This is a genomic window from Parvularcula marina (assembly GCF_003399445.1).
GTDB classification, from domain to species: Bacteria; Pseudomonadota; Alphaproteobacteria; order Caulobacterales; family Parvularculaceae; genus Parvularcula; species Parvularcula marina.
This window is the reverse complement of the sequence record NZ_QUQO01000001.1, coordinates 2,150,936-2,171,214: the sequence shown is the minus strand read 5'-3', so window position 1 is coordinate 2,171,214 and position 20,279 is coordinate 2,150,936. Positions and strand designations below refer to the sequence as shown.

Below are 20,279 nucleotides of genomic sequence, written 5' to 3'. Positions count from 1 at the left end.
TGCGGCAACGCTCCCTAAAGTAAGAGAATGAGTACAACCGTCCGCATTATCGGGATTGATCCGGGCCTGCGTTATACCGGCTGGGGCATAATCGACGCGCAAGGATCCGCCCTGCGTTATGTCGCAAGTGGCCGCGTTGCGCCAAAGCCCGCTATGGAGCTTGCCGACAGGCTCTGCGTCCTTGTTGCCGGGCTCGAAGACGCTCTCGCTGAGTACCGCCCTGAGGAAGCTGCGGTTGAAGAGACCTTCGTCAATGCCGATCCCCGCTCTGCCCTCAAGCTGGGGCAGGCGCGCGGGGTCTGCCTGATGACGCCTGCACGCGCCGGTCTTCCGGTTGCGGAATATGCGCCGAACCAGATCAAGAAAGCGGTTGTCGGGACAGGACATGCCGACAAGGGCCAGATCCTCGCCATGGTCAGGCGGCTCTTGCCGAAAGTCGGCGAGCCGACAGCCGACGAAGCGGATGCCCTTGCGGCGGCGCTTTGCCATGCGGCGCATCGCCAGTTCCGGATGAGGGCCAGCGCATGATCGGGCATCTTCGCGGCACAATTCTGTCAACGGACGAGCAGACAGCGATCCTCGATGTCGGCGGCGTCGGCTATGAAGTCTCTTTAAGCCCCCGCCTACTCGCCCGGCTGGCCGAAGGGGACGATGTCGAGCTGGTCATCGAGACGCTGGTCGCCGAAACCTATATCCGGCTCGTCGGATTTGAGACGCAATCGGAACGCCGTGCCTTTCGCCTCCTCCAGACCGTGCAAGGAGTTGGTGCGAAAGCCGCCATCGCCATTCTGAACGTCCTGTCCCCCGCGGCCCTCCTCGATGCCGTCGCGGTCGGTGACAAGACCGCCGTGTCGCGCGCGCAAGGCGTTGGCCCCAAACTCGCCCAGCGGATCGTCACGGAGCTGAAAAGCCGGACGGGCGGCATCCTTGATGCGGGCGATGTGGGCCTGCCGACAAAAGGCGCCGTCCCTTCCGATGACATTCCGATGGCTGATGATGCAAGGCGGGATGCCATCGCCGCCCTTGTCGGGCTTGGTTATGATGAGTCTGCCGCCTTGCGCGCGGTCAGGGCCGTGCCGGCAGATGAGAGTGAGACCGTGCAGTCCGTCCTGACGGCTGCACTGAAAGGTCTGTCCACGGCATGAGTGAAGCCCGCCTCACAGACCCCGAACGGATGCCGGAGGATGCCGATGCCGCCCTCCGCCCCAAACGGCTGGACGATTTCACCGGCCAGCGGAGCGTCAAGGACAATCTGGGGATTTTCGTCAAGGCCGCCCGAGCGCGTGGCGAGGCGATGGATCACGTTCTCTTTCATGGCCCGCCGGGCCTCGGCAAAACAACGCTCGCCCAGATCGTCGCCAACGAATTGGGCGTCGGTTTTCGCTCAACCTCCGGGCCCGTCATTTCCAAGGCCGGTGACCTTGCGGCGATCCTGACGGCACTTGAGCCGCGCGATGTTCTGTTCATTGACGAAATTCACCGGCTCGGCCCCACGGTTGAGGAAGTCCTCTATCCCGCCATGGAGGATTACGCGCTCGATATCCTGATCGGCGAAGGCCCGTCGGCCCGCTCGGTCAAGATCGAGCTGCCACGCTTCACCCTGATCGGCGCAACGACGCGCTCAGGCCTTCTTGCCAAACCGCTGCTTGACCGGTTCGGCATTCCCATGCGGCTTGATTTTTATACGGAAGATGAGCTGATGGCGATTGTCCGGCGCGGCGCGGACAGGCTCGATGCCGGGATGACCGAGGATGGCGCCCGGGAAATTGCGCGGCGCGCCCGCGGCACACCGCGCGTGGCCGGCCGACTTCTCCGCCGCGTGCGCGATGTCGCAACCGTCGAAGGCAATCTGCCGATTACACAAAGTGTCGCCGACGCTGCACTCCGCCGCCTCGATGTTGACGCGCTGGGCCTAGAAGCGCTCGACCGGCGTTACCTGCGGATCATTGCGGAGCATTTTGGCGGCGGCCCCGTTGGCGTTGAGACCATCGCCGCCAGCCTCGCCGAAGCGCGGGATGCGGTCGAGGATGTGATCGAGCCCTTCCTCCTCCAGCAGGGCCTGATCCAGCGCACTCCTCGCGGGCGTATGCTGACAGATGGCGCCTACAGGCATTTGGGCCTTGCCGCCCCGAACCGGGAAGGGGGCGTCCTGTGAGCCTGACCACGACCTTGGAGATCCGCGTCTATTATGAGGACACGGATTTTTCCGGCCTCGTCTATCACGCCAATTATCTGAAATATTTTGAACGCGGGCGGACCGAGGGCCTGCGCCAGTGCGGGTTCACGAACTCCGACCTGATGGCGCGCGAAGAGCCGCTGGTCTTTGCCGTCCGCAAAATGGATCTCGACTATCATCTCGCCGCGCGGATGGACGACCTTCTCACCATCACGACGATAGTGACGGAGGTCAAAGGGGCACGGATGATTTTTGATCAGAAAGCGGAACGCGATGGTGTCCTGATCGCATCGGCGCAAGTTATCGTTGCCTGCCTGACGCCTGAGGGCCGGCCACGCCGCATCCCTCAGGATGTCATAAGCGTCTTCAACGATTAGCCGATCAGCCGGGCAAGCCGCTCTTCATAACGCGGATCATCGCGGAAGGCGCCAAGGACCGACCGGGTGACGCAGGAAATCTCCGATTTCCTTGTGCCGCGCGTCGAGATGCATTGATGCTCCGCATCGATGATCACCGCAACGCCGCGAGGCTTCAGCACACGGTCAATCGTGTTCGCAATCAGATTGGTCAGTGTTTCCTGGCTCTGCAGGCGCTTTCCATATGTATCGACAAGCCGGGCCAGCTTGGACAGGCCGACAACCCGCCGGTCCGGCAGATAGGCGACATGGGCCGTGCCGATGATTGGGGCCACATGGTGCTCACAATGGCTTTCCACCCGGATGTCCTTGAGAAGCACGATGTCATCGTAACCCTCGACCTCCTCGAAAGTGGTCGCAAGGATCTGGTCCGGATCCTCCCCATACCCCTTGAACCAGTCATCATAAGCTTTGACGAAGCGCTTGGGCGTATCGACAAGCCCTTCGCGGTCGGGATCCTCGCCGATATAGGAAAGAAGTACACGGACAGCGGCCTCTGCCTCCGCCCGGCTGGCACGTTCACTCATGCTCATGCCCCTTCCGCCTTGATAGCCTCGATCAGGCCCGCCATTTCGAGCGCGACCTGCGCGGCCTCTGCGCCCTTATTACCGAGCTTCGTTCCAGCCCGTTCAATGGCCTGCTCAATCGTGTCTGTCGTCAGTACACCGAAGGCCACCGGCACGCCGGTGGTAAGCATGACGGAAGAAATCCCTTTGGCTGCTTCGCCCGCGACATAATCGAAATGCGGGGTCGCCCCGCGAATGACGCAGCCAAGCGCCACGATGGCCGCATAGCGGCCGGTCTCCGCCGCCGTCTTGACCGCCAGCGGCAGCTCGAATGCCCCCGGCACCGTGATGTGGACGATATCATCCTCCGCAACACCATGGCGGCGCAGCGTCGAAGTGGCACCCTCCGTCAGTCGGCTGACGATGAAATCATTCCAGCCCGTGTCGATGATCGCGATGCGACGGCCCGCTCCCGTCACGGGAGCCTCAATTCTGCTTGTCATGTCAGGCAGCCTTTCTCAGGGCAAGACGGTGTTCGCGGATCGCCGCGACCGTCACCATGGGGATGCCATGGGTTTTTGAAAATTCCATCAGATCGTCCCGCCGTGCCATCGTGCCGTCGGAGTTCATCACTTCACAGATGACCGCCCCCGGACGAAGCTCAGCAAGTCGGACGAGATCGACGCTGGCTTCTGTCTGCCCGCCCCGCTCAAGCACGCCATCATTCCGCGCGCGCAAGGGGAACATATGACCCGGCTTGACGAGGTCGTCCGGTTTCGCTTCAGGGTCGATCAGCACCTCAACCGTCCGTGCCCGGTCGGCTGCGGAGATGCCGGTCGTCACCCCTTCTCGCGCTTCGACCGAGACGGTGAAAGCCGTGCCGAAACCGGAGCGGTTTTCCTCCTGCGGCACCATGAGGGGCAGCTCCAGCCGATCGAGGATCTCCGGCGCCAGCGCACAGCAGATGAGCCCGCGGCCATGCACGGCACAGAAATTGATCGCGGCGGCATCCGCGAATTCAGCGGCGATCACGAGATCGCCTTCATTCTCGCGGCCCTCATCGTCACAGATGATGACCATACCGCCATCCCTGATCCGGGCGATGGCCTCCTTGACGGGAACAAAGCTCATTCTGCGATCCTTCCTGCGAGCGCCTTTTCGGCATATTTCGCCATGATATCGGTTTCGAGATTGACGCGGTCGCCCGGCTTTTTCGTACCAAGCGTCACCAGCGGCTGGGTGTGGGAAATAAGCGTGAGAGAGAACCAGTCCGTCCCCGTCTCAACGACGGTCAGGCTGGTGCCATCTACTGAGATATATCCCTTACGGACAATATAGTGCATGATCTCTGGCGACGTATCGATGATGACCCAGAGCGCATCGCCATCAGGCCGGACCTCCCGGATCCATCCGGTCCCATCGACATGCCCTTGCACATAATGCCCGCCAAGTCGTGTCGTGGGCAAAAGGGAGCGCTCAAGATTGACGCGGTCGCCTTCTTTCAAGTCACCCAATGTCGTACGGTTGAGAGTTTCAGGGGCCAGCCCAACCTTGAACCGGGTACGGTCAAATTCGGTGACGCTGAGGCAGACGCCTTCGACACTGATCGAGTCTCCAAAGCGCACATCCTCAAGCACGGTGTCCGCCGCGATATCGAGGATGTAGCCGTCCCCTTCTGGCCCGGCCCGCCGGACCGTGCCCATTTCCTCTACGAGGCCTGTGAACATACTGCCTCCTCCCGTCTCTGGAGCGTTCCGCGGATGAAAAGATCCGTACCAAGCTGTTCGACCTGCCGGTCGGCAAGCGTGAAAGCCGAGGCAAGCTGGTCCGGCCCCTCACCAGAAATGGCTGGCCGGCCACCACCTAGGATGAGGGGGGCAATATAGGCCCAGACCTCATCAACGAGCCCGTCATCGAATACAGAGCTCAGCAACGTACCGCCGCCCTCGATCATGACGGACTGGCAGCCAATCTCTTTGAGATGCGCCAAAGCTGCTGAAAGAGAGGGGCGATCGTTGACGGATGGAATACGGATGATTTCGGCGCCTTGTTCGCGCAATGCGTCTTCTGCCTGCCAGTCCGCCGTACCGGTCGTGAAAATGAGCACATCACCGGGCGTTGAGAGCAGTTTCGCCTCAGCGGGTGTCCGCAAACGACTATCCATCACGATCTTGAGCGACGGGGCGGGCACCACGCCTTCGGGGCGGGGATCAAGACCCGGATCATCCGCAAGGACCGTCTCCACACCGACAATGATGGCATCCGTCCGTTGGCGGAGGAGGTGGCCATGCGTCCGCGCTTCAGGTCCTGTGATCCATTTTGACTCGCCAGTCTTTGTTGCCGTGCGGCCATCAAGGCTCATCGCGAGCTTGGCGTAAACATAAGGCCGGGACGCGGTGAGCCCATGCACCCAGGGGCGGATGAGCCGATCCGCTTCGGGCACCAGCACATGCCGTACACGGATACCCGCGGCACGAAGGCGATCCGCCCCGCCCGCCGCGAGCGGGTTGGGGTCTGCCGCCGCATAGACGACTTCCGCAACCCCTGCGGCGATGAGCGCCTCTGAACAGGGCGGGGTATTGCCGTAATGATTGCAGGGCTCGAGTGTCACATAGGCGGTCGCGCCACGCGCGGCGTCCCCCGCTTCCGCCAGCGCCGCCGGTTCGGCATGAGGCGTGCCCGGCCCCTGGTGCCAGCCCTCGCCGATCACCTCACCGTCTTTCACGATGACGCAGCCCACCATCGGGTTCGGCGAGGTCCTCCCCGCCGCCCGTTCGGCCAGCGCCACTGCGCGCAAGATGTGAGCGGTGTCGTCCACGCCCGTCTCCTCAACATTCGTCGAGATCCCGGGGCGCATGTCCTCAAAAGATGCCCGCCCCAAAAGAGCAGCCACGTGAAGACGAAATACGCGAATGCGAGCCTCGCCCACACTGACGCATTCCAAGCTTTCTACCATCCGGACTATGACCGTCGGCTCTGGACTCTCACCAGATCCTGCTTTCAGCATTCCCCCTGAAGAGGAGCGCCTTCCGCTCGCGGGCTTATGCGATCTTCGTCGCCATTACCGCCGGTGGGGACTTTCACCCCGCCCCGAAAGCTCTATGTGCAGACAGACTTAGGCCCTCGTCCGCTGCCGGACAAGGGCCTCAGAATGTCATCGCAAATGCGGGGTTAGTTACTTGACGCCCGGCAGGTTGAGGATGCGCTGGTCACGGCTGATCACAACCTGACCGCCGCCCGTCACAGCCTCGATTGAGTCATGACGCTCAGCCTTCCAGGCTTCGGCATTGTCGACCCGCAGCGGTGCCCGGCTGTCATCGATCTGGCCATCTTCGAAGGTCCAGAAGATCAGCTGGTTTGCAAGGCTTTCGCTTTTCTGAGCGCGGCCGCCATTTTCGGCCGCCAGCGTCGCGCGGATATTGTCATCGACATCAAGCGCGCCAACGCTTTGCAGCAGAGCCAGTTCGCCATTGGTGGGCGGCGCGGAGGACTCATCGCCAATCAGAAGCTGGCGCGTGCGGTCAGCGGTCGACAGGCGCTCCGGCCGGGTCTCCCCCGGTTGCGGCGGGCGAAGGGCGTAATCCGGCGGCACGGTCAGCGGCGCCTTCGTGACAATGGCGAACTCGTCAGGCGGGTTCTTGCCGGTGCCGAGGGCATTGCCGAGGCTGCCGCAGCCGGTAATCAGAAGTGCCGAGCCGGCGAGGACGGCCAGAGACAGATAACGCGCGATCATTCGGAACTCCTAGAATCTTTATTTTCGGGCCTTATAGGGCGCGAGGGCTCATCGGGGAAGGTCTCCTCTTCGACCCTTTCCCCAGCTTCATCTGACGTGAAATGAGCCGTTGTCTCAGCCTCTGCCCCTTTTGTGGTGCTCTTGGGTGCCACGAAAAAGGCGTCATAGGCAAGACAAACCACCCCGAGATTGACCCCGGTGTCCGCGATATTGAATCGCCAAGGGAAATAAAGCGCCGAGAAGTCGAGGAAATCGACAACATAGCCATAGGACGCGCGGTCGATGGCATTGCCGATCGCCCCGCCGACGATGAAACCTGCGCCAATCGCAGCCCAACGGCGTGTCAGCGAACCAGCCCAGTGCAGGATGAAGATCGCCACACCGAGCGCGAGCGCAGTAAGCAGTACCCGCGAGACCATCCCGCCGGCAAAGAGGCCAAAGCTGACGCCTGTATTCTCGACATAGGTGAGGTCGAAGATCGGGCCGAGATCCATATGGCCCTGCACCAGCCGGCCATTGGCATTCACATCAACATTGGTCGGCAGCTTGATGCCGTGAAGGATCCAGAGCTTTGACGCCTGATCGAGCGCGATGGTGATGATGGCGAGCAGAACCGTCAGCCGGAAGGTCGGGTTCGCCCGCGCTGTCTGCCACCACGCGCTCACGATTTGACCACCTCAGCGCAGCGTCCGCAGAGTTTTGTCTCATCCGACACATCCGGCAGGACGCGCCAGCAACGGGCGCATTTCTCACCGGGCGCCTTGGCAACAACGACAGCAACCGGGCTCTGGTCTTCGAGCCGGAAAGCTCCGTCCGGCCCAGGCCCTTCATCGATGGTGAAGCCCGATGTGATTGAGATTTCCGCCATGTCGATGCCGTCAAGCGCCGAACGCAAATCCGCATCGCTGATATGAGCGATGGGCGCCGCCTCAAGCGAGGCCCCCAGCTCCTTGTCACGCCGGGCAACTTCGAGCGCGCCCGTCACTGCACGGCGGACCGTCCGTACCCGGCCCCATTTCTCGGAAAGCGCCGCATCCGTCCATTCAGCGGGCGGCGTCAGGAAAGTTTCCAGATGGATCGAGCCTGCATCCGCCTCGCCCGGATAGCGCGACAGATAGGTTTCTTCCGCCGTGAACGGAATGATCGGCGCAAGCCAGCGGACCAGATAATCAAGCAGCGTTGCCATGACCGTCCGGGCTGCGCGGCGCTTCATCGAGGACGGCGCATCGCAGTAGAGACAGTCCTTGCGGATATCGAAATAGAAGGCCGAGAGGTCGATATTGGCAAAATCCGTGATCGCCCGCCACGCCGCCTTGAAATCAAAGCGCTCATAGGCCGAGACGGATTGCGCATGAACCCGCGCCACATGATGCAGCACATAGCGTTCAAGCGCCGGCATGTCGGCATGGCCGACCGCCTCTTCCTCCGTATAGCCATCAAGTGCTGCCAAGAGATAGCGCAGCGTATTGCGCAGCTTGCGATAGGCATCGACCGCCGAGCCGATGATCTCATCGCCGATCCGGACATCTTCGACGTAGTCGGAGCTGGCCGCCCAGATACGAATGATGTCGGCGCCGTATTGCTTCGTCAGCTCTTCAGGCGCGATCGTGTTGCCCAGTGATTTGGACATCTTGTAGCCCTTGGCATCGAGCACGAAGCCATGGGTCAGGACCGCATCATAGGGCGCCCGGCCCCGCGTACCGCAGCTTTCAAGCAGGCTCGACTGGAACCAGCCGCGATGCTGGTCTGAGCCTTCAAGATAGAGGTCCGCCGGCCATTTCAGATCATCCCGCGCCTCAACGCAGAAGGCATGGGTCGAGGCAGAATCGAACCAGACGTCGAGAATGTCCGTGATCTTCTGATAGTCATCGGCGTTATAAGAGCTGCCGAGGAACTCCGTATCCGGCGCATCAAACCAGGCATTCGCCCCGCCCTTTTCGATGGCGGCGACGATTCGGGCATTGACCTCCGCATCGACGAGGATGTCGCCGGTTTCCTTATGCACGAAGAGCGCGATCGGATTGCCCCATGCCCGCTGGCGCGAGATCAGCCAGTCAGGACGGCTTTCCACCATGGAGCGGATGCGGTTGCGTCCGCCTTCGGGATAGAATTTCGTGTCGGCAATGGCTTTGAGCGCGTCATCCCGCAGGCCGCCCTCACCTTCCGCCCCCAGACGGATGAACCATTGCGGCGTGTTCCTGAAGATCACGGGCGCCTTTGACCGCCAGCTATGCGGATAGGAGTGGGTCAACCGACCGCGCGCAAACAGCGCATTGTGCTCCAGCAGGGCCTTGATGACGGCGCCATTGGCGGTGCCGTCCTTGCCCTTTTTCTTGCCTTCCGTGACGAGAACTTTCTCGCCGGTGAAGCCGGGCGCCTCTTCGGTAAAGGCGCCATCCGGGCCAACCGTATGCGGAATTTGATCGCCGGGCAGACCATGACCGAGCCAAGCAAAATAGTCTTCCTGACCGTGGCCGGGCGCGGTGTGGACAAAGCCTGTCCCCGCCTCATCAGTAACGTGATCCCCCGACAGGAGCGGCACATCGAATTCATAACCGCCCGCATGACCGTCGAGCGGATGGCGCAATGTCGCCTTGCCCAGCTCCTCAGGCTTCACATCGCGCAGGCGCGTCCATTCACTGACAAAGCCCGCCTCCTTGACCGCATCGGCCAGCGCATCAGCGAGGATGACGATCTCGCCTGCCGCCGTCCACGGATCAAATTCCATGTCGTCGCGGACCTTGTCGATCCGGTAGGCGCCATAGGACATGGTCGGGCCGTAGCAGACCGCCCGGTTGCCGGGGATCGTCCACGGGGTCGTCGTCCAAATGACAATCTTTGCGTCATCCAGCCCTTCGGGCGCCGTGCCTTTCTCAAAGGGGAAACGCACCCAGATCGTCGTGGACTGATGATCGTGATATTCGATCTCGGCCTCGGCCAGGGCCGTCTGCTCGACCGGCGACCACATCACCGGCTTTGAGCCCTGATAGACGAGCCCTTTCTCAACGAGCTTGAGGAATTCGGCCGTGACAGCTGCCTCGCTCTCATAATTCATCGTGAGATAGGGATGGTCCCAGTCCCCCTCGATCCCGAGGCGGCGAAACTCCGCCATCTGCGTTTCGATCCAGCTCTTGGCATAGGCGCGGCAGGCATCACGCAGTTCAGAGGACGGAACATCGGCCCGCTTGCGCCCCTTTCCGGCAAAGTCCTGCTCGACCTTCCATTCAATCGGAAGGCCATGACAGTCCCAGCCGGGGACGTAATTGGCATCATACCCCAACATCTGACGTGAGCGGATAACTATGTCTTTCAGCACCTTGTTCATGGCGGTGCCCATATGGATGTTGCCGTTCGCGTATGGCGGCCCGTCATGTAGGGTGAATTGCGTCCGGCCCTTCGATGCCGCGCGGATCTTCCCGTAAAGGTCCATCTCTGCCCACCGCTTGAGCATTTCGGGCTCTTTCTTGGGCAGGCCCGCCCGCATCGGAAAATCGGTTTCCGGCAGGAACATGGTGTGGCGATAGTCGGGGCCGGAAGGGGCCTGATCGTCGGGCATCGAATTCACATGGTGTTAGGGACGGGACGGAAAGGGGCTTCTAGACCTGCCGGGGGGATGGCGGCAAGGCGCGCCGGGCCGATTAACGGCGCAACCCCCTGCGGCGCCGGACTGTGTCCGGCTCTTCGCTTTGCGACGCGATCGTCGCTGTCGGAGCCTGCGGCTCAGCCGCCGGTCGTGTGGGCGGCGGCGTTACGGGTTGCGAGAAGAGTGACACCGATTGCGCGGAGCGGATCACCTCATCTGTCTGCTGGCGTTCAGCAAGCAGGCGCTGGCGCGCAAGGATGTCGCGAAGCTGGTCCCGGAGCGCGATGCGCTCCTGCACGGATTGCGGGGACTGGCTGTAGGATTGCTCCAGCGATTTCTCCGCCCAGCGCAGGGCTTCGTTGAAATCCCGGCGCCCGCCCAAGCCTTCGGAGAGCCCGACCGCATAGAGGAACATCCCCTCCGCATCGCCATCCTCCGCCGAGGCGCGGAACCATTTAAGGGCCTCGGCCTCATTCCGCTCCATGCCGCGGCCATTATAGGCAAAAAGCCCCATCGAGGTCTTGGCGGGCAGAACCCCTGCCCTCGCCGCCTGCCGCATCCAGTTGACGGCGGTGACATAGTCCGGCTCGCCCGTGATCCGCCCAGCCTCCAGCATCAGCGCCAGATTATACATGCTGTCGGCATCGCCATTCTTCGCGGCCAGCTCGAACCAGTGGGCCGCCTCCTGAAGGTCTTTGGTCATGCCGTTCCCCTCAAGATAGAGGAGCGCGAGATGATATTGGGCGGCCGGGACGCCCGCAGCGGCAGCTTCTTTAAAGAGCGCGGCGGCGCGCTGCATGTCCTGCGGCACCGACTGGCCCTCTGAATACATATAGGCGAGCCGGGTCTTGGCGAGCATATGCCCCTGGGCAGCGGCAAGGTTGAACCACTCGGCGGCGCGCTGCCAGTCCTGCTTTGCGCCTTCGCCGGTATAAGCAAGCTCGCCCAGCGCGAATTGCGCATTCACCTGCCCAGCCTTGGCCGCCGAGACGTAATGCTCGACCGCTTTTGCGACATCCTTCTGGACGCCGAGGCCATTAGCATAGAGATGCCCGAGCAGATGCTGGCCATCCGGGCTGCCGGCGGCGGCATATTCCTCGGCGATGGAGAAGGCGCGCTCATAATCCTGCGCTTCGACCGCGCGGATGGCGTCACTGATCGTCACCGTCTCGGCCGGCTCGGCGGCCTGCATGATCAGGGCGGCAATGATGGACGCGAACATGACGAACTCCCCCCGAGGGCCGGGCTATCTCAATTGTCTACGCGCCGCCCCCCACTGCCCGCAAGATTTCGCCAAATTCTTCAACAGCTTTAGCCGGGCCACCCGGATGCGCCCAGATGCCGGCGGAGACGGCGAGGTAATCAGCGCCTGCTTCGATGAGCGGTTTCGCATTTTGCGGCGTGATGCCGCCAATCGCCACGCAAGGCATGGTCGTCATCATCGACCAGGCAGTGAGGATTTCAGGATCGGGCCTGTGGGCCGTCTCCTTGGTTGAGGTTGGAAAGAAGGCGCCAAAGGCAACGTAGTCCGCGCCCTGTTCAGCGGCGATCATGGCGAGGTGCCGGCTGTCGTGGCAGGTGACCCCGATATCGGCGTCATCGCCGAGGAGAGCACGGGCGGGTTTGACGCTGCCATCGGACTGCCCCAGATGAACGCCATCGGCGCCCGCCTTTTTGGCAAGCTCGGCGCTGTCATTGATGATCAGCGCCGCGCCGTGTGCGGCAAGCACCGGCCTGATCGCCTTTGCCGCCGCCAGAACTTCCGTGTCCGGCACATCTTTCAGGCGGAGTTGCAGGCATGCAATCTCAACTCCCGCGCCGGGCGCCGCCGCAAGGGCAGCGTCGAGCTGGGGCAGGAATGCCTCCAGCTCGATTTGCGGCGGTGTGATGAGATAAAGCGCACAATCCGCCATCAGATGATCAACCGCCTACGGAGGCTTCAAAGATGCTGTCGATCGATTCGCCCAGCATCTGGTTGAACTCGCCATCACTCTGCTGCGCGGAGAGACCTTCGGTCAGGCCGCGCGAGAAGCTGGCGATGACGCCCCGGTTCTGGCCGAGCTTGGTGTTGGCTTCGGCACGAGAGTAACCGCCCGACAGTGCCACGACCCGCTGCACCCGAGGGTGATTGACCAGCGGTTCATAAAGGTTCGCTTTGGTCGGCAGGGTCAGCTTGAGCATCACCTGACGTTCCTCCGGCAGGGCATTGAGATGTTTTGTCAGCTCCGCCAGCAGAATATCTTCGGCTTCGGCTTTGTCTTCGATGGAGATCGTGACCTCCGGCTCGATGATCGGCATCAGGCCGTGACCGAGGATCTGGCGGGCGACCTTGAATTGCTGCTCAACGATGGCGGCGATGCCTTCTGCGTTTGCCGCATCGACGACAGAGCGCATCTTGGTGCCGTAGATGCCTTTCTTGACCGCGCGGTCGAGAAGGTCATCAAGGCCCGGCATCGGCTTCATCAGACGCACACCGTCCTTTTCATCCTCAAGCCCATTGTCGACCTTGAGGAAGGGAACGACGCTGCGTTCTTTCCATAGATATTCCGCCGTCGGTACACCGTCGATCTCACCATCCATGGTGCGCTCGAACAGGATCGCGCCCATCACCTTGTCACCGGTGAAAGCCGGCGATTTGATGATCCGTGCCCGCATCTCATGCATAAGAGCGAACATCTCCTCATCGCCTGAATAGGCGCTTTCCTCGATGCCGTAGAGACGCAACGCTTTCGGCGTTGAACCGCCCGACTGGTCGAGTGCCGCAATGAAGCCAGGCTTCTGTGAGGCCTGTTCGGCCATTTCCTTATTTACCATTTTATTCCCCTAACTGAATAACGGACGCGCCTTTTGGCGTCTTTCCGCATGACTACTTTTTGAGCGCCTCCACACCGGGCAGCGCCTTACCCTCCATATATTCCAGGAATGCGCCGCCCGCAGTCGACACATAGGTGAAATCATCAGCGACACCGGCCATATTTACCGCCGCCACAGTATCGCCGCCGCCTGCAATGGAGGTGAGTTTTTCCTCCAAGGTCAGCTTCGCGGCAAATTTTGCGAGCTCCACAGTCGCCGTCTGGAAGGGCGGTGTCTCGAACGCGCCGAGCGGTCCGTTCCAGAGGAGCGTCTTGCAGCTTTCCAGTTCCTCAGCATAGTGATCGACACTATCCGGGCCGACATCGAGGATCATTTCATCGGCAGCCACATCATCCGGCGCGCAGACCCGCGTCTCGGGATTGGGCGCAAATTCCTTCGCAACGACCACATCCCTTGGCAGCAGAAGCTCACAGCCTTCGGCCTTGGCCTTCTCCAGAATCGCTTTCGCGGTCGGCACGAGGTCAGCTTCGGCGAGAGACTTTCCGATTTCGTGACCGAGCGCGAGCAGGAAGGTGTTCGCCATGCCGCCCCCGACGACGAGCTTGTCGGCCTTCGCCGTTAAATGCTCGAGCACATCGAGCTTGGTTGAGACCTTGGCCCCGCCGACGACCGCCATGACCGGGCGTTCGGGCGCGGCCAGCGCAAGGGCGAGATAATCAAGCTCGCGCTGCATCGACCGTCCGGCAGCGGAGGGAAGAATTTGCGCCACGCCTTCGGTCGAGCCATGGGCGCGGTGCGCCGCCGAGAAGGCATCGTTCACATAAAGATCACCGAGGGCTGCGAGCTGTTTAGAAAACTCGGCATCGTTTTTCTCTTCACCCGGATAAAAGCGGGTATTCTCAAGCAGCAGGACATCGCCAGCTGAAAGCGCCTCAACCGCCGCTTCCGCATTGTCGCCGACCGCATCATCCACAAAGGCGACCGGACGGCCGAGCACGCCTTCGAATGCTTCGGCGACAGGCCGCAGGGACATCTCCGGCACACGTGCCCCCTTGGGGCGACCGAAATGCGACATCAGGATAACCTTGGCGTTCCGGTCAATCAGCTCCCGGACGGTCGGGACGGCCCGGTCAAGACGCGTCGTATCCGTCACCCGCGCGCCTTCCATCGGCACGTTGAAATCCACCCGGACCAGAACCCGCTTACCGGCGACATCAAGATCATCAAGAGTGTGAAAAGCGGTCATCGGTCAGGCGTCCCTTTCAAAAATGGCGTTGACGACGGCAGCCTTGCCGTCATGGAATTTCCCTTCACGGAGGACCGTGTCGCGTTCCTTGAGCAGGATCGGACGGAGCCCTTCGAAATCCACGGCCAGCATCTCTGCCGTCATCAGGAGGTGCTCCTCTGGCGGGCCGCCGACTTTCGGGTTTTCGGCCCGGTAGATGAGGTTCTTCGGCGTGAAAGCTTCTAGCGTGATCCGCCCGCCGGGCCTCAGGGCCTTCGCGGCAAGGCGGTGGAGTTCCCGCCTGCCTTCAGCCGGCAGATGAAAATAGATAAGGACGATGTGATCGAAATAGCTTTCCGGCCAGTCCCAGTCGAAAACATCCGTGAGCACCGTATCGAGCGCAACATCACGTTTCTCGGCAAGCGCAGCGGCTTTCGTGGTGCCAACCTCTGAATGATCAAGGCTGGTGGCGATGAGCCCTTGCTCTGCGAGCCAGACGCCATTGCGCCCCTCGCCATCGGCAGGGATCAGCGCGGTCTGGCCAGGATGGAACTGCGCCTTTTGGGACGCAAGGAACGCATTAGGAGTCTCGCCATAGGTATATTCCGCCCCGGCAAAACGGTCGTCCCAGAATTTCGCATCCCGGTTGATCACCTTAGCCGTCTTCCTCCGTGGCCGGACAGCGCAGCCAGGTGACGCTGCCGCCACTGGACTGGAACATCAGCGTATCGCCACTGATCCTCAGGCTCGCCACTTCTTCGTAAGACTCGCCTTCCGCCATGCAGGAACGGGTCAGCTCATACCGGCCCGCGGCTTCATCGATCACTGTCACATCCGTCACATCGCATTCATTCTCATAGCCAACCATCCGATTGGATGTGATCAGGATGGGGGCTTCTTCGGCACTGCCCGGCTTTAAAGAGCAATCCGTGAACGAATTGGCCCAGAGCCCTTCGAAGGGGTAGGCCGCAACGCTTTGCGGCGCAGAAGCCTCGGGGGCTTCCTTTTCTGCTCCTTCCTCCCCGCCGCCGCAGGCCGCGAGGAGAAAAAGGAGGCCGGGAAATGCCTTGCGCATCATGGTCTCGGCTCCGCTTAGAGGAACTTCGCCATGGCGATTGCCGTGTCCGACATGCGGGTCGAGAAACCCCATTCATTGTCGTACCAGGAAAGAACCGACACGAAATTGCCGTCCATGACCTTGGTCTGATCCATATGGAAAATGGAGGAGTGCGGATCATGGTTGAAGTCGGTCGAGACGTTCTTCGCGAGCGTATAGCCAAGGACACCCTTGAGTGGGCCGTCCGCGGCTTCCTTGATCGCGGCGTTGATTTCATCGGCTGTCGTTACCCGTTCGGCCACGAATTTGAGATCGACGACAGAGACATTCGGGGTCGGCACGCGGAGCGAGAAACCGTCGAGCTTGCCATTGAGTTCCGGCAGAACGAGGCCAACGGCCTTCGCTGCACCCGTCGAGGTCGGGATCATGCTCATCGCCGCGGCACGGGCGCGGTAGAGATCCTTGTGCATCGTATCGAGCGTCGGCTGGTCGCCCGTATAGGAGTGGATCGTCGTCATGATCCCCTTGTCGATGCCGATCGTGTCATTGAGGACCTTTGCCACCGGCGAGAGACAGTTGGTCGTGCACGACGCATTGGAGACGATGACGTCATCTGCCGTCAGCTTGTCGTGGTTGACACCAAAGACGATGGTCTTGTCGGCATCCTTGCCGGGGGCCGAGATCAGAACGCGCTTGGCGCCGCCTTCAAGGTGCATCGCCGCTTTCTCACGGTCGGTGAAAATGCCGGTGCATTCCATGACGATATCGACACCAAGATCGCCCCAGGGCAGGGCCTTCGGGTCACGCTCGGCAAAGACCTTGATAGGTTTGCCGTCCACGGACAGCTCGCCCTCGCCGGTCGACACGGCATTCGCAAGACGGCCATGCACGGAATCATATTGCAGGAGATGGGCATTGGTTTCGACCGGGCCCAGATCATTGATCGCAACGACTTCGATATCACTGCGATTATGCTCGATCATCGAGCGCAGGGCGAGGCGGCCGATCCGGCCAAATCCGTTGATGCCGACTTTGACAGTCATGTTCAGTTCCTTTCAATCAGTGAGCGGACACGATCCGCTGCAGTCTGGGCTGTCAGCCCGAAATGTTCATAGAGTTCCTGATACGGCCCGCTGGCGCCAAAGCCCTGCATGCCGAGGAAGTCATAGGGTTGGCCGAAGGCGCCAAGGAGGCGGTCCCAGCCCTGCTGGATACCGGCCTCGATGCCGAGACGCGGCGTGTTGCCGAGCACTTCAGCGATATAGTTCATGTCCTGCGCCATGAAGAGATCAAGGCAAGGCACTGAGACAATCCGCGCCGGAATGCCTTCCGCATCAAGAATGCTCTTTGCACCGAGCGCGATGTCGACTTCCGAGCCGGTCGCAAGGATCGTGATCTTGGCGCCCGCCGCCTCGCGCAGGACATAGCCGCCGCGCAGGCTTTTGTTCTCGGACGCTTCATTCCGTACCGGGCCGATATTCTGGCGAGTCAGGGCCAGAACGCTCGGCCCCGATGTCCGGGCCAGCGCCGCCGCCCAGCACTCAGCGGTTTCAAGCGCATCAGCAGGCCGGAAGACCGCCATGTTCGGGATCGCCCGAAGGCTTGCCAGATGCTCGACCGGCTGGTGGGTCGGGCCATCCTCACCCAGACCGATCGAGTCATGGGTCAGCACATAGATCACACGCTGTTCCATCAGCGCGGCAAGCCGCATCGACGGGCGCATGTAATCAGCGAAGACAAGGAATGCACCGCTATAGGGGATCATCCCGCCATGCAGCGCCATGCCGTTCATCGCGGCGGCCATGCCATGCTCGCGGATGCCGTAATGGACATAGCGGCCGTCATAATGCTCCGCATCGAGAACGGCCAAGTCGGATGTCTTGGTATTGTTTGAGCCCGTAAGGTCTGCCGAGCCGCCCACAGTAAAGGAAAGCGCCGCATTGACATGCTCAAGCGCAGCTTGTGACGCCTTGCGGGTCGCAGTCGGCTTGCCGTCTTCGGCGAGCTCAGCTGCATATTTGCCAAGCGCCTCAATCGCCGGTGCCGCATCAGCCGCCATCGAGGTGTAGAATTCATCCTTATGCGCACTGCCAGACAGGCGAGCTTCCCAGGCGATGCGGGCGTCCGCACCGCGGCTGCCGGCTTCGCGCCATGAAGCGAGAAGATCATCCGGCAGCTCGAATGGCGGCAGCTCCCAGCCCAAAGCTTCACGCACGGCGGCGATTTCATCTGCGCCGAGCGGCGCGCCATGCGCCTTGGCTGTGCCCGCCTTGGTCGGGGCGCGGTGACCGATCGTCGTCTTGCAAGCGATCAGGACCGGGCGGTCAGAACCTTTGGCTTCGGTCAGAGCACGGTCGATATCTGCCGCATCATGACCATCACAGGCCAGCGTCTTCCAGCCCGACGCCTCGAACCGCGCGCGCTGATCCGTCGAGTCTGACATCGACACCTTGCCGTCAATGGTGATGCCATTGTCATCCCACAGAACAATCAGCTTGCCGAGTTTCAGGTGACCGGCAAGACCGATAGCCTCCTGGCTGATGCCTTCCATCAGGCAGCCATCCCCGGCGATCACATAAGTATAGTGGTTGACGAGATCGTCGCCGAAACGGGCGGCAAGATGGGCCTCGGCCAACGCCATGCCGACCGCATTCGAAATCCCCTGACCCAGCGGGCCGGTCGTCGTCTCGATCCCCGGCAGATGGCCATATTCAGGGTGCCCGGCGGTCTTTGCACCCAGCTGACGGAAGTTCTTCAGCTCCTCCATCGTCACGCCATCATAGCCCAAGAGGTGCAGGAGGGAGTAGATCAGCATCGAGCCGTGACCGGCGGAGAGGACGAACCGGTCGCGGTCGGCCCAGTCTGGCGTGCTGGCATCGAAATTCAGGTGCCGGGTGAAGAGCACCGTTGCGACATCCGCCATGCCCATCGGCATGCCGGGGTGCCCCGATTGCGCCTTCTCAACGGCGTCCATGGAAAGGACGGAAATGGCCGAAGCCATGCGGCGGGTAAGGTCCTGATCGAGTGAAGCGGTCAAAGTGGGCCTGCCAGTGCTGGAATTAGAATGAAGATGCGCGGTGAATGCACCGGAGCCCCCGCAAGATCAAGGCTCTGAGACAAGTGATAAGGGCGAGGAGTTCTCAATCTGCGGAGAGGTGTTCTAGAAGCACTCACCCTCTGCGTGTCCGACTCGACATGGCAAGAAATCCGCGCAACGCTCTCATATATGGCGCATCCGCCCCCAATTGGCCCGGCCTTTTCCCGGCTGGATGGAGCGATTTCGTCGCTCGAACAGGCTCTTGATGCCATCGGCCCGCTGCGCGCAGGTGAGCATCCGGGACTGGCTGCCCAGTTCAATCAGCTCGAACAGGGGCTCGACCGGATCATCGGCGACTTAACGGCTGCCCTGGGGCAGGACGCATCGAAAGACTCACAGAAAAAAGAGGCATCGTGACATGGCGGAGGTCCGGATCAATGTGAACGGGCAAGGCTATTCGCTGAAAGTCAGTGACGGCCAGGAAGACCGGCTTCGCCAACTCGCCGCGCATTTCAACTCGCATGTCGACCGGCTGGCCGAAGAGCATGGCCATATCGCCGAAGCCCGCCTTTTGCTGCTCGCGGGGCTGACGGTCTGTGAAGAATATTTCGAAGCTCAGGGCACCGAAACCGCACTAGCTCATGCCGCCCTCGCGCAGGATCTCGAGCGCGCCGCTAGCCGGATCGAAGCCTGCGCGGCCAGACTTTCTGGTAAGGCTGACGCAGCTGACGCTTGAACAGGCCCGCGCGCCTCTCTACCTTGGAGGTCGCTGCCCGGTTCGTCAGGACTTACGTCCCCGGGGCCTTAAATTCATGTTCGGGAGCTGTCTCTGACTAGGGTCGTGGCCCTTATCACGCGGCGCCCACCTGGTCCTTCGGGTCCAGGGCGACAAAAATGTCCAACGGCCGGTGCGGCACTTTAGTTCACTCCGCGAAAGGAAGCGGCGCTCTTCATGCAGAATGGTGCGACACCGCCCCCTCTTCCCGATCTCGATTGGAAAGCTGCGTTCCGGAAACGCGCAAAAGCCGCACGGGCCGAGGCTGCCGCCGCGGATGGCGGCAGCGCCGCGATGAAGGCCGCCCATCATTTCATCGAAGATTTCATCCCGCAGACGCCGCTGCGCATCGCGCTTTATTGTCCGGTCGGAGACGAACTCGACACAGCCTATCTGAATGCGGATCTTCTGGCGGCCGGTCACGAAGTCCTCCTGCCGGTGGCGGTTGAGGAGAATGCGCCGCTTATCTTCCGACAGTTCCGCATGGATACGCCGCTCATCAAGGGCCGCTACGGCATCCCGATCCCGCCCGAGAGCGCACCAGAGGCAGCCCCTGAGATTATCGCCGTGCCGGTGCTCGGTGTCCGCCGTGATGGTGCGCGTCTAGGCATGGGCGGCGGCTATTATGACCGCACGCTGATGAAACTGCGTGCCGAAGGTGAGGTTCTTGCCATCGGGTTCGGTTATGCCGCCCAGAAGATGGAGCGCTTCCCCGTCATGCCGCATGATGAGTTCCTTGACGGCTATGTCAGCGAAGACGGCGCGGAGCGGTTCGAGCGAAGGCGGTAGGCGCCGCTTCCTCAAGGCCATCCTCCGATCACACGATCTCTATCCCTCCGCTCATGCCCGCGCAGGCGGGCATCTGTTCATACATAACGAAGGTTGGCTTCATCTTTGTACTCTTCAGAGATGAGAGAGCGGGACCTCAGAGGCAGATCCCCGCTTTCGCGGGGATGA

Annotated in this window: 23 protein-coding genes, 1 other RNA gene and 1 riboswitch; of the genes, 8 read left to right on the top strand and 16 right to left on the bottom strand. The window is 61.6% G+C overall.

Going from position 1 to position 20,279, the window contains the following annotated elements; genetic code table 11:
• The first annotated feature begins 27 nt into the window (after positions 1-27).
• The 4 genes from ruvC to ybgC are packed head-to-tail and all read left to right on the top strand — an operon-like array spanning position 28 to position 2,553.
• Positions 28-528, top strand: a complete 501-nt coding sequence (gene ruvC, locus DX908_RS10515) for a crossover junction endodeoxyribonuclease RuvC (RefSeq protein ID WP_116392292.1) — start codon at positions 28-30, stop codon at positions 526-528.
• Positions 525-1,145 carry a Holliday junction branch migration protein RuvA gene (ruvA, locus tag DX908_RS10510; RefSeq protein ID WP_116392291.1) on the top strand — a complete coding sequence of 207 codons (621 nt, stop codon included), beginning with the start codon at positions 525-527 and terminating at the stop codon, positions 1,143-1,145. The genes ruvC and ruvA overlap by 4 nt, the downstream gene beginning before the upstream one ends.
• Entirely contained in the window at positions 1,142-2,155 is a 1,014-nt protein-coding gene (gene ruvB / locus DX908_RS10505; protein ID WP_116392290.1) for a Holliday junction branch migration DNA helicase RuvB, read from the top strand. The genes ruvA and ruvB overlap by 4 nt, the downstream gene beginning before the upstream one ends.
• A complete protein-coding gene (ybgC, locus tag DX908_RS10500; RefSeq protein WP_116392289.1) occupies positions 2,152-2,553 on the top strand; it encodes a tol-pal system-associated acyl-CoA thioesterase in 402 nt (133 codons plus the stop codon). The genes ruvB and ybgC overlap by 4 nt, the downstream gene beginning before the upstream one ends.
• Here ybgC and folE read toward each other — a convergent pair.
• The 16 genes from folE to tkt form a co-directional block, all read right to left on the bottom strand.
• Positions 2,550-3,119 carry a GTP cyclohydrolase I FolE gene (gene folE / locus DX908_RS10495; RefSeq protein ID WP_116392288.1) on the bottom strand — a complete coding sequence of 190 codons (570 nt, stop codon included), beginning with the start codon at positions 3,117-3,119 and terminating at the stop codon, positions 2,550-2,552. The genes ybgC and folE overlap by 4 nt on opposite strands.
• A 2-nt stretch (positions 3,120-3,121) precedes the next feature.
• Positions 3,122-3,601: a 6,7-dimethyl-8-ribityllumazine synthase gene (gene ribH, locus DX908_RS10490; RefSeq protein ID WP_116392287.1), complete on the bottom strand. Its 480-nt coding sequence runs from the start codon at positions 3,599-3,601 to the stop codon at positions 3,122-3,124.
• Position 3,602: 1 nt separating this feature from the next.
• Positions 3,603-4,229, bottom strand: a complete 627-nt coding sequence (ribB, locus tag DX908_RS10485; protein ID WP_116392286.1) for a 3,4-dihydroxy-2-butanone-4-phosphate synthase — start codon at positions 4,227-4,229, stop codon at positions 3,603-3,605.
• A complete protein-coding gene (locus DX908_RS10480; RefSeq protein ID WP_116392285.1) occupies positions 4,226-4,825 on the bottom strand; it encodes a riboflavin synthase in 600 nt (199 codons plus the stop codon). The genes ribB and DX908_RS10480 overlap by 4 nt, the downstream gene beginning before the upstream one ends.
• Positions 4,807-5,916, bottom strand: coding sequence for a bifunctional diaminohydroxyphosphoribosylaminopyrimidine deaminase/5-amino-6-(5-phosphoribosylamino)uracil reductase RibD (ribD, locus tag DX908_RS10475; protein WP_199564678.1), 1,110 nt, complete (start codon positions 5,914-5,916; stop codon positions 4,807-4,809). The genes DX908_RS10480 and ribD overlap by 19 nt, the downstream gene beginning before the upstream one ends.
• 122 nt (positions 5,917-6,038) lie before the next feature.
• A riboswitch (FMN riboswitch) is annotated at positions 6,039-6,200 on the bottom strand.
• A 73-nt stretch (positions 6,201-6,273) separates the two neighbouring features.
• Positions 6,274-6,831, bottom strand: a complete 558-nt coding sequence (locus DX908_RS10470) for a DUF3035 domain-containing protein (RefSeq protein WP_116392284.1) — start codon at positions 6,829-6,831, stop codon at positions 6,274-6,276.
• Entirely contained in the window at positions 6,828-7,496 is a 669-nt protein-coding gene (gene lspA / locus DX908_RS10465; protein ID WP_199564677.1) for a signal peptidase II, read from the bottom strand. The genes DX908_RS10470 and lspA overlap by 4 nt, the downstream gene beginning before the upstream one ends.
• Positions 7,493-10,387 carry an isoleucine--tRNA ligase gene (ileS, locus tag DX908_RS10460; RefSeq protein ID WP_116393062.1) on the bottom strand — a complete coding sequence of 965 codons (2,895 nt, stop codon included), beginning with the start codon at positions 10,385-10,387 and terminating at the stop codon, positions 7,493-7,495. The genes lspA and ileS overlap by 4 nt, the downstream gene beginning before the upstream one ends.
• A gap of 82 nt (positions 10,388-10,469) precedes the next feature.
• On the bottom strand, positions 10,470-11,636 hold the full coding sequence (locus DX908_RS10455) for a tetratricopeptide repeat protein (protein WP_116392283.1): 1,167 nt from the start codon (positions 11,634-11,636) through the stop codon (positions 10,470-10,472).
• Positions 11,637-11,673: 37 nt separating this feature from the next.
• Positions 11,674-12,327, bottom strand: coding sequence for a thiamine phosphate synthase (gene thiE, locus DX908_RS10450; protein WP_116392282.1), 654 nt, complete (start codon positions 12,325-12,327; stop codon positions 11,674-11,676).
• Positions 12,328-12,334: 7 nt separating this feature from the next.
• Positions 12,335-13,228, bottom strand: a complete 894-nt coding sequence (locus tag DX908_RS10445; protein WP_116392281.1) for a fructose bisphosphate aldolase — start codon at positions 13,226-13,228, stop codon at positions 12,335-12,337.
• 52 nt (positions 13,229-13,280) lie between these two features.
• Complete coding sequence (locus DX908_RS10440) at positions 13,281-14,474, bottom strand: phosphoglycerate kinase (protein WP_116392280.1); 1,194 nt, start codon at positions 14,472-14,474, stop codon at positions 13,281-13,283.
• Positions 14,475-14,477: 3 nt separating this feature from the next.
• Positions 14,478-15,107 (bottom strand): SAM-dependent methyltransferase, encoded by a 630-nt coding sequence (locus DX908_RS10435; RefSeq protein ID WP_199564676.1) that lies wholly within the window; start codon positions 15,105-15,107, stop codon positions 14,478-14,480.
• Position 15,108: 1 nt separating this feature from the next.
• Positions 15,109-15,531 carry a hypothetical protein gene (locus DX908_RS10430; RefSeq protein ID WP_116392279.1) on the bottom strand — a complete coding sequence of 141 codons (423 nt, stop codon included), beginning with the start codon at positions 15,529-15,531 and terminating at the stop codon, positions 15,109-15,111.
• A gap of 14 nt (positions 15,532-15,545) precedes the next feature.
• Positions 15,546-16,553 (bottom strand): type I glyceraldehyde-3-phosphate dehydrogenase, encoded by a 1,008-nt coding sequence (gap, locus tag DX908_RS10425; protein ID WP_116392278.1) that lies wholly within the window; start codon positions 16,551-16,553, stop codon positions 15,546-15,548.
• Between the two features lie 2 nt (positions 16,554-16,555).
• Entirely contained in the window at positions 16,556-18,511 is a 1,956-nt protein-coding gene (tkt, locus tag DX908_RS10420) for a transketolase (protein ID WP_116392277.1), read from the bottom strand.
• A gap of 180 nt (positions 18,512-18,691) precedes the next feature.
• Here tkt and DX908_RS10415 point away from each other — a divergent pair, with 180 nt between their 5' ends.
• From DX908_RS10415 to DX908_RS10400, 4 genes are all read left to right on the top strand, one after another.
• Complete coding sequence (locus DX908_RS10415) at positions 18,692-18,964, top strand: hypothetical protein (RefSeq protein ID WP_147303773.1); 273 nt, start codon at positions 18,692-18,694, stop codon at positions 18,962-18,964.
• 1 nt (position 18,965) lies between these two features.
• The gene (locus DX908_RS10410; RefSeq protein WP_116392275.1) at positions 18,966-19,283 is read left to right on the top strand and encodes a cell division protein ZapA; all 318 of its coding nucleotides are present in this window, start codon (positions 18,966-18,968) and stop codon (positions 19,281-19,283) included.
• 27 nt (positions 19,284-19,310) lie between these two features.
• Positions 19,311-19,468: non-coding RNA, 6S RNA (ssrS, locus tag DX908_RS10405), on the top strand.
• 31 nt (positions 19,469-19,499) lie between these two features.
• Entirely contained in the window at positions 19,500-20,111 is a 612-nt protein-coding gene (locus DX908_RS10400; protein ID WP_116392274.1) for a 5-formyltetrahydrofolate cyclo-ligase, read from the top strand.
• The last annotated feature ends 168 nt before the right edge of the window (positions 20,112-20,279 follow it).

Coding starts and splice junctions, on each gene's coding strand:
- ribB (WP_116392286.1), bottom strand. CDS start 4,229: ATGAGCTTTGTTCCCGTCAAGGAGGCCATCGCCCGGATCAGGGATGGC.
- DX908_RS10445 (WP_116392281.1), bottom strand. CDS start 13,228: ATGGTAAATAAGGAAATGGCCGAACAGGCCTCACAGAAGCCTGGCTTC.
- thiE (WP_116392282.1), bottom strand. CDS start 12,327: ATGGCGGATTGTGCGCTTTATCTCATCACACCGCCGCAAATCGAGCTG.
- DX908_RS10410 (WP_116392275.1), top strand. CDS start 18,966: ATGGCGGAGGTCCGGATCAATGTGAACGGGCAAGGCTATTCGCTGAAA.
- ruvB (WP_116392290.1), top strand. CDS start 1,142: ATGAGTGAAGCCCGCCTCACAGACCCCGAACGGATGCCGGAGGATGCC.
- ribH (WP_116392287.1), bottom strand. CDS start 3,601: ATGACAAGCAGAATTGAGGCTCCCGTGACGGGAGCGGGCCGTCGCATC.
- DX908_RS10430 (WP_116392279.1), bottom strand. CDS start 15,531: ATGATGCGCAAGGCATTTCCCGGCCTCCTTTTTCTCCTCGCGGCCTGC.
- DX908_RS10440 (WP_116392280.1), bottom strand. CDS start 14,474: ATGACCGCTTTTCACACTCTTGATGATCTTGATGTCGCCGGTAAGCGG.
- DX908_RS10470 (WP_116392284.1), bottom strand. CDS start 6,831: ATGATCGCGCGTTATCTGTCTCTGGCCGTCCTCGCCGGCTCGGCACTT.
- folE (WP_116392288.1), bottom strand. CDS start 3,119: ATGAGTGAACGTGCCAGCCGGGCGGAGGCAGAGGCCGCTGTCCGTGTA.
- DX908_RS10400 (WP_116392274.1), top strand. CDS start 19,500: ATGCAGAATGGTGCGACACCGCCCCCTCTTCCCGATCTCGATTGGAAA.
- DX908_RS10480 (WP_116392285.1), bottom strand. CDS start 4,825: ATGTTCACAGGCCTCGTAGAGGAAATGGGCACGGTCCGGCGGGCCGGG.
- gap (WP_116392278.1), bottom strand. CDS start 16,553: ATGACTGTCAAAGTCGGCATCAACGGATTTGGCCGGATCGGCCGCCTC.
- ruvC (WP_116392292.1), top strand. CDS start 28: ATGAGTACAACCGTCCGCATTATCGGGATTGATCCGGGCCTGCGTTAT.
- DX908_RS10455 (WP_116392283.1), bottom strand. CDS start 11,636: ATGTTCGCGTCCATCATTGCCGCCCTGATCATGCAGGCCGCCGAGCCG.
- tkt (WP_116392277.1), bottom strand. CDS start 18,511: ATGGCTTCGGCCATTTCCGTCCTTTCCATGGACGCCGTTGAGAAGGCG.
- ruvA (WP_116392291.1), top strand. CDS start 525: ATGATCGGGCATCTTCGCGGCACAATTCTGTCAACGGACGAGCAGACA.
- ileS (WP_116393062.1), bottom strand. CDS start 10,387: ATGCCCGACGATCAGGCCCCTTCCGGCCCCGACTATCGCCACACCATG.